The 12,697-nt window shown below is 64.4% G+C and carries 12 protein-coding genes; all 12 read left to right on the forward strand.

Annotation, left to right across the window (positions count from 1 at the left end; genetic code table 11):
- The first annotated feature begins 1 nt into the window (after nucleotide 1).
- A complete protein-coding gene (eccB, locus tag AWC14_RS03015; RefSeq protein ID WP_057003366.1) occupies nucleotides 2-1,441 on the forward strand; it encodes a type VII secretion protein EccB in 1,440 nt (479 codons plus the stop codon).
- A complete protein-coding gene (gene eccCa / locus AWC14_RS03020; protein ID WP_045380260.1) occupies nucleotides 1,441-3,672 on the forward strand; it encodes a type VII secretion protein EccCa in 2,232 nt (743 codons plus the stop codon). The genes eccB and eccCa overlap by 1 nt, the downstream gene beginning before the upstream one ends.
- Nucleotides 3,672-5,447 carry a type VII secretion protein EccCb gene (eccCb, locus tag AWC14_RS03025; RefSeq protein ID WP_045380263.1) on the forward strand — a complete coding sequence of 592 codons (1,776 nt, stop codon included), beginning with the start codon at nucleotides 3,672-3,674 and terminating at the stop codon, nucleotides 5,445-5,447. The genes eccCa and eccCb overlap by 1 nt, the downstream gene beginning before the upstream one ends.
- Nucleotides 5,448-5,543: 96 nt before the next feature.
- Nucleotides 5,544-5,840: a PE family protein gene (locus AWC14_RS03030; RefSeq protein ID WP_045380266.1), complete on the forward strand. Its 297-nt coding sequence runs from the start codon at nucleotides 5,544-5,546 to the stop codon at nucleotides 5,838-5,840.
- Nucleotides 5,841-5,884: 44 nt separating this feature from the next.
- Nucleotides 5,885-7,237 (forward strand): PPE family protein, encoded by a 1,353-nt coding sequence (locus AWC14_RS03035; RefSeq protein ID WP_249026300.1) that lies wholly within the window; start codon nucleotides 5,885-5,887, stop codon nucleotides 7,235-7,237.
- A gap of 87 nt (nucleotides 7,238-7,324) precedes the next feature.
- Nucleotides 7,325-7,630 (forward strand): WXG100 family type VII secretion target, encoded by a 306-nt coding sequence (locus AWC14_RS03040; RefSeq protein WP_045380271.1) that lies wholly within the window; start codon nucleotides 7,325-7,327, stop codon nucleotides 7,628-7,630.
- A gap of 33 nt (nucleotides 7,631-7,663) precedes the next feature.
- Nucleotides 7,664-7,951 (forward strand): WXG100 family type VII secretion target, encoded by a 288-nt coding sequence (locus tag AWC14_RS03045; RefSeq protein WP_045380274.1) that lies wholly within the window; start codon nucleotides 7,664-7,666, stop codon nucleotides 7,949-7,951.
- A 93-nt stretch (nucleotides 7,952-8,044) separates the two neighbouring features.
- Nucleotides 8,045-9,430, forward strand: a complete 1,386-nt coding sequence (locus AWC14_RS03050) for a MinD/ParA family ATP-binding protein (RefSeq protein WP_057003365.1) — start codon at nucleotides 8,045-8,047, stop codon at nucleotides 9,428-9,430.
- Complete coding sequence (gene eccD / locus AWC14_RS03055) at nucleotides 9,427-10,959, forward strand: type VII secretion integral membrane protein EccD (protein ID WP_142281535.1); 1,533 nt, start codon at nucleotides 9,427-9,429, stop codon at nucleotides 10,957-10,959. The genes AWC14_RS03050 and eccD overlap by 4 nt, the downstream gene beginning before the upstream one ends.
- Nucleotides 10,960-11,037: 78 nt before the next feature.
- Nucleotides 11,038-11,220: a hypothetical protein gene (locus AWC14_RS03060; RefSeq protein ID WP_052425605.1), complete on the forward strand. Its 183-nt coding sequence runs from the start codon at nucleotides 11,038-11,040 to the stop codon at nucleotides 11,218-11,220.
- On the forward strand, nucleotides 11,217-11,879 hold the full coding sequence (locus tag AWC14_RS03065; protein ID WP_052425606.1) for a hypothetical protein: 663 nt from the start codon (nucleotides 11,217-11,219) through the stop codon (nucleotides 11,877-11,879). Before AWC14_RS03060 ends, AWC14_RS03065 begins: the two co-directional genes overlap by 4 nt.
- A gap of 160 nt (nucleotides 11,880-12,039) precedes the next feature.
- On the forward strand, nucleotides 12,040-12,697 hold a 658-nt coding region (locus AWC14_RS03070; protein WP_283016179.1), incomplete at its 3' end, for an EspA/EspE family type VII secretion system effector.

Genomic DNA, 12,697 nt, shown 5'->3' on the forward strand with positions numbered 1-12,697 from the left:
TATGGCGGGTTTTCGGCTTACCACCAAGGTTCAGGTCAGCGGTTGGAGATTTCTGCTGCGCCGTGTCGAGCATGCCATCGTGCGGCGGGACACCCGCATGTTCGACGACCCATTGGCCTTCTACAGCCGGGCCGTGGGGTTGGGCATCGTCATCGCGGTGTTGGTCGGGCTCGGTGCCGGCATGCTGGCGTATTTCAAACCACTGGGCCGGCGAAGCGGCGACACGTTGCTCGTCGACCGCACCACCAACCAGCTCTACGTGGTCTTACCGGGAACCGGTCAATTGCATCCCGTCTACAATCTCACCTCTGCGCGACTGATGTTGGGGAGCGCCAGTAATCCGTCGGCGGTGAAATCCGCCGAATTGGACAAGATGCCGAAGGGACAACGCATCGGGATCCCCGGCGCTCCGTACGCCACCCCGGTCTCATCCGATACGTCGTCCGACTGGGCGCTGTGTGACACCGTCGCCAACCCGGAGAGCGTTGCTCCCGCGGTCGACACATCGGTGATCGCAATGCCGTTGACCACCGATCGGTCGGTCGGTCCGATGCAACCGAATCAGGCCTTGCTGGCCTCTTATCACGGCAAGGAATGGGTGGTGACCAAGACCGGCCGCCACGTCATCGACTTGACCGATCGGGCCGTCGCGTCGGCCGTCGGGATACCGGTGACCGCCAAGGCGACTCCCATGTCTGAAGGGATGTACAACGCCATTCCCGATGTCGGGCCGTGGCAGTTGCCGCCGGTGCCGGGAGCAGGCGCACCCAATACCGTTGGGCTGCCGGAGAATTTACTGATCGGTTCGGTCTTCCAAACGCAAAGCGAGTCGGGCCCGCAGAAGTTCGTGGTGCTGCCGGACGGTGTCGCTCGAGTGAATGCGACGACGTCGGCAGCGCTGCGCGCAACCAATTCGTTCGGATTGATCACGCCTCCGACGATCGAGTCGAGCCTGGTCGCCAAGATTCCCGAACGGGTCTACGCATCGCCGCTGCCGGACGAACCGTTGACGATCCTCGCCCGCCAGGATGCGCCCACCTTGTGCTGGTCATGGGAACGTGAAGCCGGCGACCAGTCACCGAAGACCGCGGTTCTGAGCGGACGGCACCTGCCGATTCCGCCGTCGGCGATGAACACCGGCATCAAGCAGATAGACGGAGCCGCAACGGTTTTCACCGATGGCGGGAAGTTCGTACAACTGCAATCTCCGGATCCCAAACACGGGGAGGCGTTGTACTACATCGATCCGCAGGGTGTGCGCTACGGGCTGCCGGACCAGGAGACGGCCAAGACGCTGGGCCTGACGTCGCCGAAGAAGGCGCCATGGGAGATCGTGCGGCTGCTGGTGGACGGTCCGGTGCTGTCGAAGCAGGCAGCATTGCTGGAGCACGACACCTTGCCTCCTGACCCGAAGCCGCGAAAAGTCCCGGGAGAGAGCTGATGACGACTAAGAAGTTCACTCCGACCGTCAAGCGCGGGCCACGGCTGACGCCGGGCGAGATCAGTGTCACCCCGCCGGAGGATCTCGGCGTCGAGATTCCTCCATCAGGCGTCCAGAAGGTGCTGCCCTACGTCATGGCCGGCGGCATGCTCGGGATGATCGCGATCATGGTGTTCACCGGCGTCCGGCAGTTGTCGCCGTACATGTTGATGATGCCGCTGATGATGATCATGGCGACGGTGGGCTTCATGGCTGGGGGCGGACCGGGCGGCAAGAAAGTCCCCGAAATCAACGCTGACCGTAGGGAATATCTGCGCTACCTGGCGGGCTTGCGCACCCGCGTGACGTCATCGGCCAGTGCGCAGGTGACCTTCTTCGGCTATCACGCACCGCATCCGGACGACCTGCTTTCACTGATCGGCACTCATCGCCAGTGGTCCCGTCCTGCCAACGCCGACTTTTTCGCGGCCGCCCGCATCGGGATAGGTTCCGAGCCCGCAGTGGACCGCCTGTTGAAGCCGGCCTTGGGCGGCGAGCTGGCCGGACCTGATGCCGCGCCGCAACCGCACCTGGAACCGGTGAGCCACATGTGGGTGCTGAAGTTCCTGCGCACCCACGGGCTTATCCATGACTGCCCGAAACTGGTTCAGCTGCGGACATTTCCGACCATTGCCGTCGGAGGCGACCCGCAGGGCGCGGCCGGATTGCTGCGCGCGATGATCTGCCATCTGGCCGTGTTCCATCCGCCGGACCTCATGCAAATCCGGGTGCTCACCGAAAACCCCGAGGACCCGGACTGGTCGTGGCTGAAATGGCTTCCGCACGTTCAGCATCAGACCGATACCGATGCCGCCGGGTCGACCCGGATGATTTTCACCCGTCCCGACGGGCTGAGCGATCTGACCGCGCGTGGTCCACACACGCCGGACGCGGGCCCCGGCGGACCGCACATCGTGGTGATCGACTTGACCGGTGGATCCGCCGGGTTCCCGGTCGACGGCCGGGCGGGAGTAACCGTCATCACGTTGGGCAACCACCGCGGCTCGGCTTACCGCATCAGGGTCGACAAGGACGGCACCGCCGACGACCGGCTGCCCAACCAATCATTCCGTCAGGTGACATCAGTAACCGACTCGGTTTCGCCTGAGCTAGCCACCCGCATCGCGCGCAAGCTTGCGGGCTGGTCGATCACCGGGACCATCATCGACAAGACCACGCGCGTCCAAAAGAAGGTGTCCACCGAATGGCATCAGCTGGTCGGGGCGCAGACGATCGAGGAAGTGACGCCGGCGCGCTGGCGGATGTTCGCCGACACCGACCGGGACCGGCTGCGGATCCCGTTCGGGCACGAGCTCAAGACCGGCGAGGTCATGTATCTGGACATCAAGGAAGGTGCGGAATTCGGGGCTGGCCCGCACGGCATGCTCATCGGCACGACGGGTTCGGGTAAGTCGGAATTCCTTCGAACGCTCATCCTGTCGCTCGCCGCCACGCATCATCCCAACCAAATCAATCTGCTACTCACCGACTTCAAGGGCGGCTCGACATTCCTGGGCATGGAACGATTGCCGCACACTGCGGCGGTCGTCACCAACATGGAAGAAGAGGCCGAGCTGGTCAGCCGGATGGGTGAGGTGCTCACCGGCGAACTCGACCGTCGGCAAACGATTTTGCGTCAGGCCGGCATGCAGGTCGGTGCCGCCGGTGCGCTCTCCGGCGTGGCCGAATACGAGAAGCACCGCGAGCGCGGCGCCGACCTTCCGCCGCTGCCAACGCTTTTCGTGGTTGTCGACGAGTTCGCGGAGCTACTGCAGAACCACCCGGACTTCATCGCGTTGTTCGACCGGATCTGCCGCGTCGGCCGGTCGTTGCGGGTCCACCTGCTGCTGGCCACCCAGTCGCTCAACACCGGCGGTGTGCGCATCGACAAGCTCGAACCGAACCTGACGTACCGAATCGCCTTGCGCACCACAAGTTCTGCGGAATCCAAGGCGGTGATCGGTACCCCCGAAGCGCAGTACATCACCAACAAGGAAAGTGGTGTCGGATTCCTGCGCGTGGGTATGGAAGACCCGGTGAAGTTCAAGAGCGTCTACACCGGTACGCCGTACGTCCCCACCGTCCACAAGGACGGCGAAACCAACGGTGAAGCGCCCGTGCAGCAACGGAGACGCGACATCCAGATCCATCGGTTCACAGCGGCGCCGATCTTCGACAGGGCGGTGAGGTGATGACCGTCGAACCGGAACAGCGGGTACTGCGTGAGGTCGTCCTCGACCAGTTAGGCACTGGCGAAGCGATCGCTTACCGAATGTGGTTGCCGCCGTTGAAGGATCCGGTGCCGGTCAACGAACTCGTCGAGCGCGACGTCGGACAGCCGCTGCGCTTCCCGCTCGGAATCATGGATGAGCCGCGCCGGCATCGCCAAGACGTCTGGGGCGTCGACGTATCCGCGGCGGGCGGCAACATCGCCGTGGGAGGCGCACCGCAAACCGGCAAGTCCACCTTCCTGCAGACCCTGGTGTTATCAGCCGCGGCCACCCATTCGCCGCGAGATGTCCAGTTCTATTGCATCGACCTTGGTGGTGGTGGGCTGATCTATCTCGAGGACCTGCCGCACGTCGGTGGGGTGGCGACTCGATCGGAACCGGACAAGGTCAATCGCATGGTTGCCGAAATGAAAGCCGTATTGCGTTCGCGGGAGGCCATCTTCAAGCAGTATCGGGTGGGTTCCATTGCCGCGTATCGGCAGATGCGCAACGACCCCAACCATCCGGCTGCGGCCGACCCCTTCGGCGACGTCTTTCTGGTCATCGACGGCTGGCCGGCGTTCATCTCGGAGTTCCCTGACCTCGAACCGATGGTGCAGGACCTCGCCGGACAGGGTCTGGCTTTCGGTGTGCACACTGTCATCTCCACGCCTCGCTGGACGGAGCTGAAGGCACGGGTCCGGGACTACTTGGGTACCAAGGTGGAGTTCCGGCTCGGTGATATCAACGAAACCCAGATTGACCGGATGACCCGGGAGATTCCGGCGAACCGGCCTGGCCGCGCGATCTCGATGGAGAAACACCACCTGATGATGGGGGTCCCCCGGCTGGACGGCGTGCACAACGCTCAAAATCTGGTCGAGGCGATCACGGCAGCGGTGCAGCAGATCGCGGCCGCTCACACCGAACAGGCGCCGCAGGTCAGGGTGCTCCCGGAGCGCATCTACCTGCACGAGCTGGATCCGAACCCACCCGGGCCCGACGCCGATTACCGCACCCGGTGGATGATCCCCATCGGGGTGCGCGAAGCCGACCTGTCGGTGGCATACGCCAACATGCAGATGACCCCGCACCTGCTGATTTTCGGTGCGGCCAAGTCGGGCAAGACCCGCATCGCGCATGCGGTCGCGCAGGCCATCTGCTCCCGCAACAGCCCCAAACAGGTGCGCTTCATGCTGGCGGACTACCGGTCCGGCCTGCTTGATGCCGTGCCGGAGTCGCATCTGCTTCCGGCAGGTGCGATCAACCGGAACAGCTCGTCGCTGGACGAGTCCGTCAAAGCGCTGGCCGAGATCCTGCGGAAACGGCTCCCGCCGCCCGATCTGACGACGGCGCAGCTGCGGTCACGGTCCTGGTGGAGCGGGCCCGACATCGTTCTGCTGGTCGACGACTGGCACATGATCGTCGCCGCCGGCGGTGCGATCCCGCCAATGGCGCCGCTGGGGCCGCTTTTGCCGGCGTCGGCCGATATTGGTTTGCATATCGTCGTTACCTGTCAAATGAGCCACGCGCATCGCGCCACGATGGACAAGTTCGTCGGGGCTGCATTTGGCGCCGGCTCGCCGACTCTGTTCCTGTCCGGCGATAAGCAGGAGTACCCGTCGCAGGAGATCAAGGTCAAGAGAAGGCCGCCTGGCCAGGCCTTTTTGGTATCACCGGATGGCAAAGAGGTCATCCAGGCGGCGTATGTCGATCCTCCAGAAGAAGTGTCGGCACCACCCTCCATGGGCGGTTAGGATCATTCCGACAGCTTTCAAAACCGAAGACATTGGCAATGGCGCCAGACCACCGCAGGTCACCGTCTTCGACAGAAGTAAGGGGAGGTTAGCTAAATGCAACCGATGACATTCGACCCGTCAGCCGCTGGAATCGGCGCGGCAATCATCGCCCACGGCACCCAGGGCCTGGCGGCGGGTACAACGGCGTCTGCAGCAGTGACGGGCATGCTGCCGGCCGGAGCCGACGAGGTCTCGGCACAGGCCGCGCTGGCCTTCGCGTCGGAGGGCGTCGAGACACTGGCGCAGAACGCCTTCGCGCACGAGGAGCTCACCCGTGCCGGCGCAGCGGTGGTGGAGATTGCCGGTATCTACACCGCGGTCGACGCAGCCAGCGCCGCCACTCTGCTGTAACCGGCCCGACCGAACAGCTACGCACAGAGCAGGTCGATGCACCGATGCCTCCTACGCTGCCCATCGGGATGGACTGGCATGCAATGCCGCCAGAGGTCAACACTTCGCGCCTGATGCTCGGCGCGGGCGAAGAGCCGATGATGCAGGCCGCCGCGGGGTGGGAGGCATTTGCCGCGGCCCTGGAGGCTCTGGCTGCCGAGTTGGGCGCGACCTTGGGTGCGCTGAGTGGGGCATGGACCGGGATGGGCAGCGAGCGCGGAGTAGGCGCGATCATGCCTATGGTGATGTGGCTGCAGACGGTAGCGGCTCAGGCACAGAAACGGGCCGCCCAGGCAACGGCGCAGGCCGCCGCCTATGCCGCAGCGATGGCCGCCACCCCTCCGTTGCCGGAAATTATGCAGAACCGCATCACCACCCCGGTTCTGTACGCCACCAACTTTTTCGGTGTCAACACGGTGCCCATCGGGATCTACGAGGAGGACTACTGGGTCCGAATGTGGAACCAGGCGGCTTTCACCATGGATGCCTACCAGGCGGAGACCCAGGTCAACGTCATGTTCGAGCCCATCATGCCGATGACGCCCATCGTCATCCCGGGTGTCGGGGAAGGCGTGCTGGGCGCGGCACTGGGCCAGAGCGCCGCTGGCGTCGCGGGGGCCGCCATGCGTGATGCAGTGTTCACGCACGTCACCGGTCAAGCAACGATCGAGTCGGTGGGGTTGAACAGCGGCAAAGGTGTCGACCTGGCCAACATGGCAGCTACCGACGCTCAGGGGGCGGCAAGAATCGGTGAGAATGCCGGCCAGACCGCCACCAATCAGTCGACGCAGCAGACCCAGGCTCCGCAGCAGGTCATGCAGCAGGCGATGCAGATCGGCACTCAGGTGGGTTCGCAGGCAATGCAGATCCCGCAGCAGCTCGCCTCGATGGTGAGCAGCCCGATGCAGCAGCTGACCCAGCCCGTGCAACAGGCGATGTCGATGTTCACTTCGATGGGCAGCAGCATGGGCTCGCACGACCAGAGCATGCAGGTAGGCCTCGTCGGGGCCAGTGCACTGTCCAATCACCCGTTGGTGGGCGGGACGGGCCCCAGCGCCGGCGCTGGGTTGATGAGGGCCGCGTCCCTGCCCGGCATGAGTGGCTCACCGCCGCGGACGCCGCTGCTGGCCAAGCTGATCGACAAAGTTGACACGGCGCCGGCCGACGTCGAACCGGTGGGCGCGGCTGCCGGAGTCTCGGCCACGGCGGGCGCGGCCCCCGTCGGCGGCGGCAGCGGAGGAGCGCCCCCGATGGGGCTGGGCGGCCAGGCCCCGAAATCGGGTGGCACCAAGGCGGGCCTGAAAGCGCCCGCACCCCTCGCCCAGGACCTGGGCGAAGAAGAAGGCGACGACTGGTAGTCGCACACCGAAGACTTCCCGGCCATCCGGGCCGGAAAGACTCGCCATTTCGTGGTGAGGACACAGGAAGAGAGAAAGTAGTCCAGCATGGCACAGATGCAAACCGATGCCGCTGTCCTCGCCAAGGAGGCCAGCAACTTCGAGCGGATCTCCGGAGAGCTCAAGGGCGTCATCGCGCACGTGGAATCGGTCGCGGGTTCCTTGGCCCCGCAGTTCCAGGGCCAAGCGGGTTCGGCCGCACAGGCAGCGCTGATGCGGTTCCAGGAGGCTGCCAACCAGCAGATCCAGGAACTGAACGACATCTCGACGAACATTCACACCGCTGGTGCGCACTACACCTCGACGGATGAAGAGCAGCACTCGGCGTTGTCTCAGGCAATGGGCCAGTTCTGACCACCACACAGACCAAAAGAACGGAGCTATAACATGAGCGAACAGGTATGGAATTTCGCCGGCATCGAGGGCGGTGCCAGCGACATCCAGGGCGCCGTCCAGACCACGCACGGCCTGCTTGACGAGGGCAAGGGGTCCCTCGCCTCACTGGCAGCGGTGTGGGGCGGGTCCGGTTCCGAGGCCTACCAGGCCGTCCAGCAGCGCTGGGACAACACCGCCGCCGAGCTGAACATGGCACTGCAGAACCTCGCGCAGACCATCAGCGAAGCGGGTCAGACAATGGGACAGACAGAAGCCGGTGTCACCGGTATGTTTGCCTAGTACGGCAGGGCGTGGGGGGCGAGTTCGACCCAGCTGGGGGATCTCGCCCCCCACGTGCGTCCTGTCAACTTCGATTGACTTTGAGAGGTGCTCATGTCGGCCGACTATGACCGGCTCTTCAACGCCCCGGAAGATGCCCCCGGGGACGCGACGACGCAGGTGGATCTGGAGTCCATCCGACGGTTCCAGGCCCCGATGCCGACGAGCCCACAGGCGCCCACCGATGCGCCCGTTCCCCCAATGCCCATCGGCGGACAGGGAGGACAACAATCGGGGCAGACCTGGCAGACCCAGGCTCAGCCGCAACAACCGCCGCGCACGGAGATGCCCATCCCCAAAGCGAACGGCGGTGCCACAGGGATGCACAGGAGCGCGGGCGCCGGCGCGCAGTACGAGCAGCCACGCACGCCGCCGCCCCCACCGCCGCCGATGCAGCCCGCGCCCGCACCGAGCCAACACTTCGCCGAATCGCCGCCGGAGACCGGTTGGCGGGCCGCTCCCCCGCCGCCCAGCCAACCGACCCAGACCTCCGCTGCCACGATCGGCAATCACCGTGCTATCGACGCGTTATCCCATGTCGGTGTCAAGTCGGCGGTCAAGATGCCGTCGCAACAAGGCTGGCGGCACTGGCTCTACCTGCTGACGCGGGTCAACCTCGGCCTGTCTCCCGACGAACTCTACGAACTGGACTTGCAGATGCGAGTCCGCCGCAACGCCCGTGACTCCTACCAAATCGCGATATTGGGCCTGAAGGGCGGCGTCGGAAAGACGGCGGTGACCGTCGCATTGGGTTCGGCCCTGGCGAAGGTGCGCGGCGATCGGATTCTGGCCATCGACGCGGACCCGGGTGCGGGAAACCTCGCCGACCGTACGGGACGTCAGTCGGCGGCGACCATCGCAGACCTGCTCGCCGATAAGTCGTTGTCGCGGTACAACGACATTCGAGCGCACACCAGCATGAACACCTCGAATCTCGAGGTGCTGTCCTCCGAGGAGTACAGCGTGGCGCGCCGCGCGTTCAACGACGAGGACTGGAAGGGCGCCACCGAGATCGTCTCGCGGTACTACAACCTGGTCTTGGCCGACTGCGGAACCGGTCTGTTCGACTCGGCGAGCCAGGCCGTGCTCGAATCGGTATCCGGGATAGTCATTGTGGCGAGTGCATCCATCGATGGTGCCCGCCAGGCCGCGGTCGCGATGGACTGGTTGCGGCAAAACGGCTACCAGGACTTGCTTTCGCGGGCGTGCGTCGTGATCAACCACGTCGTGCCGGGCAAGCCGAACCTCGACGTAGACGACTTGGTGCAGCAATTCGAGCGACACCTGCAACCCGGCCGCGTCATTGTCCTGCCGTATGACAAGCACATTGCGTCGGGAACCGAAATCCAACTCGATCTGCTGGGCTCCACCTTCCAGCGCAGGATCCTCGAGCTGGCGGCGGCCCTGTCCGACGACTTCGACCGTCTCGAACGGCGGTGAGCGCACCCGCCGCGGCCCCGGCAACGCCGGGCACGACACCTCCGAGCAGGCCGGCGACCACCCGGGTGACGATCCTGACTGGGAAGCGGATGACGGATCTGGTGTTGCCGTCGTCAACGCCGATCGAGGCGTATATCGACGAAACCGTCTCGGTGCTAGCCGATTTGCTCGAAGACACGCCTGCTGATGTGTTGGCCGGCTTCGATTTCTCGGCGACCGGCGTGTGGGCGTTCGCCCGGCCGGGCGCGCCGCCGTTGAAGCTCGACCAATCGCTTGACGAAGCGGGTGTGGTCGACGGCTCGTTGCTGACGTTGGTGTCCGTCGCTCGGACGGAACGGTATCGGCCACTGGTCGAGGACGTCATCGACGCGATTGCTGTGCTCGACGAGTCACCGGAGTTTGACCGGTCGGCGCTGAATCGCTTTGTCGTTGTTGCCCTTCCGGTTGCGATGCTGGCGATCACCGTCGTCTCGCTACTGTGCTGGACAAAAACCGGACACCCGATTTGGTGGGCACCAGCGCTCGGTGTTCTGGGTATTGGTCTGCTGGCGGGCAGTGCCATCGCCCGAAGCCGGTACGGAAACCTGAACATGGCGGAAAGCCTGTTGGTTGCGGCATTCCCGGTGATCGCCGGGGCGGTGGCGTTGGCGGTTCCGCTGCCGCGCGGCTTCAGTTCGCTTGGCGCGCCGCAACTTGCGGGCGGTGCAGTGGCCGTGCTGCTGCTGACGCTGGCGACCCGCGGTGGGCCGCGCCGGCGGGCGGAGTTGGCGTCGTTCCTGACGGTTACCGCGATCGCGGTAACGGCGGCGGCAGTCGCCTATGGGTACGGCGCGCAGCGCTGGGTGCCGCCCGTGGCGATACTGTTCGGCTTGTTCGTCGTGACCAATGCGGCCAAATTGACTGTCGCCGTTGCGCGTATCGCGTTGCCGCCGATTCCCGCGCCCGGTGAGACGGTAGGCAACGAAGAGTTGCTCGACCCGGTCGAGGCACCCGATGCCGTGGAAGAAGAATCGTCGACCTGGCAAGCGATCATGGCGTCGGTTCCTGACTCGGCCGCGCGGTTGACCGAGCGCAGTCGTTTGGCCCGGCAGCTGCTGATCGGGTTTGTTGGCGCGGGGACACTCGTGTTGGCAGTCGGCGCCATTGCGGTGGTGGTGCGTGGGCACTTCTTCGTCCACAGTGTTTTGGTGGCGCTGCTGGTGACATCGGTCTGCGGATTCCGGTCGCGGCTCTACGCCGAGCGTTGGTGCGCGTGGGCGCTTTTGGCTGCTGCGGTGGTGATCCCCACCGGTGTGGTGGCCAAGGTGAGTCTGTGGTACCCCGACAGCGCGTGGGTGATGCTGAGCATTTACCTTGTCGCGGGAATCGTCGCGGTCATCGCAGTCGGGGCGACCGCCGGAATCGGTCGTGTTTCGCCGGTGACGAAGCGAATTCTGGAATTGGTCGACGGCGCAGCGATCGCGGCTGTCATTCCGTTGCTGCTGTGGATCGCCAGTGTCTACGACCTGATCCGAAATATCCGGCTGTAAATCACTGCATTTCGACCACGGTATGACCGGTTAGGATTTGCACAACAGAAGAAGCGCACAGCGGCGGGAGGGTTAGCGATGGCGCATGAGACGCTGAAAGTGGACACAGAGCGCTTGGCGCAAGCCGCGGCGCAGTTGGGAATGCATGCCGACGACATCCCTACGATTCCATCGGGTTTCAGTGTTTCCGGGAGCGATCCGCTGTCGTCGGCGATCGCCGCTCAGGTACCCAAGCTCGAAGAGCCGGTGGTCGGTCCGTGACTTTGGACGAACTCAAGGCGGGCGCCAAGCAGGACGCCGCGAATCTCGCTGAAGCGGCTCGCCGTTACGCGGGAACGGATCAGCATCTGGGCGACAAATTCAACCAGCAGCAGTTCGATCGGAACGGTCAAGGCCAGCCCGGGGCTGCGCCCGGCAGCGGTACGCCTGGAAGCGGCACTTCGGGGGGTGCCGGCCAGTCGGGTAACCCGATGGGCGAGATGATGGGTCAAATGGGCCAGCTGATGCAGATGCCGATGCAAATGGCGTCTCAGCTGGGCCAGATGCCCATGCAGATGGTGGGGATGGCCGGCGCTGTGCCGCAAGCTGTCATGCAGGGCGTGCAACAGTTCAGCCAGATGTCAGGCCAATTCGGCAAGGGGCAGGGGCAGAATAAAGACCCGCTCGCTGACCAACCGCAAGACGACAAGCCGGATCAAGACAAGGCGAAGGACGACAAGCCCGCCGAGGAATCCGGTCAGCAGCCGGGCGCGGCGCCCGAAGCGAAGCCGCAGCCCGCGCCGGCACCCGTGCACCAAGGAGCCGGTCCGGGATATCACCGGCTGGAGGAAAACCCCGACCTGCCAAACCCGCCGTTCTCACCACCCGTTGAGCCGGTACCCAGCCAGCACGTGCCAGCTCCTGGTGAGATCGACCTCTAGGTACCAGGCGGGGCAACGTTGAGGCGCTGGTCGGCACCATCAATCGGCGACCAACGCGCCGACTATTCAGCTCAAAGCTAACTCAAAGGTCGGCATAATTGACGCACGCTACTCATAGTTCGTCCTGGTAGCGTCAATCTGCGACGAAAGGCGCAAGCACATGGGGTTTTTCGACGCCATCGGCGACGTCGTCAGTGAGACGGCGGAGAAGGTCGAAAAGGGCGCCGAGTGGGTTGGGAAAATCGCCGAAAAGGTTGGCCTCGACAAGATTGCCGACGCAGCCAAGTCGGTTTCGAAGTATGCGGGCAAGCTCGCCGTCGCACCGACGCCCATACTTAGGAACGGTCAGAAGGTTATCGAAAAGATGCTCAAGGCGACCGGCGAGGGTGATCCCGAGCGGGCGGAGTCGTTCGGAAATTCTTCTCGTAAGTTCAGGGCGAGCCACGACACACTGGCTAAGGCGCATGCTGGCCAGGGCTGGGACGGCGGCACCGCGTCGAAGGCCTACAACGATCGGACCGGCGAGCAAGAAAATTGGGTAACGACACTTGCCGACGGCGACAGCCAGGTCGCGACGATCGTCAGCCGTGAGGCCGACCAATTGAATGACGTGCGAAAAATCTTGAATTACAACCATCAATTGTTGGCCGACGTCGGCTCGCATACTCAGTGGCTTGGAAGTCTCGGCCCAGAAGGAAAAGCCATGCAGGCCACGATCGAGGGCTTCTATGTCGGGATGGCTGAGCCGTCCCGGCATGTCCGGAGACTCCCGACCTTGGGAGGATTCGCGTTATGGGACGTTCGAGCAAGTACCCCGA

It is taken from the genome of Mycobacterium kyorinense (assembly GCF_002101735.1).
Taxonomy (GTDB): Bacteria; Actinomycetota; Actinomycetes; order Mycobacteriales; family Mycobacteriaceae; genus Mycobacterium; species Mycobacterium kyorinense.

Coding starts and splice junctions, on each gene's coding strand:
- AWC14_RS03040 (WP_045380271.1), top strand. CDS start 7,325: ATGGCACAGATGCAAACCGATGCCGCTGTCCTCGCCAAGGAGGCCAGC.
- eccB (WP_057003366.1), top strand. CDS start 2: ATGGCGGGTTTTCGGCTTACCACCAAGGTTCAGGTCAGCGGTTGGAGA.
- AWC14_RS03030 (WP_045380266.1), top strand. CDS start 5,544: ATGCAACCGATGACATTCGACCCGTCAGCCGCTGGAATCGGCGCGGCA.
- AWC14_RS03050 (WP_057003365.1), top strand. CDS start 8,045: ATGTCGGCCGACTATGACCGGCTCTTCAACGCCCCGGAAGATGCCCCC.
- eccCb (WP_045380263.1), top strand. CDS start 3,672: ATGACCGTCGAACCGGAACAGCGGGTACTGCGTGAGGTCGTCCTCGAC.
- AWC14_RS03060 (WP_052425605.1), top strand. CDS start 11,038: ATGGCGCATGAGACGCTGAAAGTGGACACAGAGCGCTTGGCGCAAGCC.
- AWC14_RS03035 (WP_249026300.1), top strand. CDS start 5,885: ATGCCTCCTACGCTGCCCATCGGGATGGACTGGCATGCAATGCCGCCA.
- eccCa (WP_045380260.1), top strand. CDS start 1,441: ATGACGACTAAGAAGTTCACTCCGACCGTCAAGCGCGGGCCACGGCTG.
- AWC14_RS03045 (WP_045380274.1), top strand. CDS start 7,664: ATGAGCGAACAGGTATGGAATTTCGCCGGCATCGAGGGCGGTGCCAGC.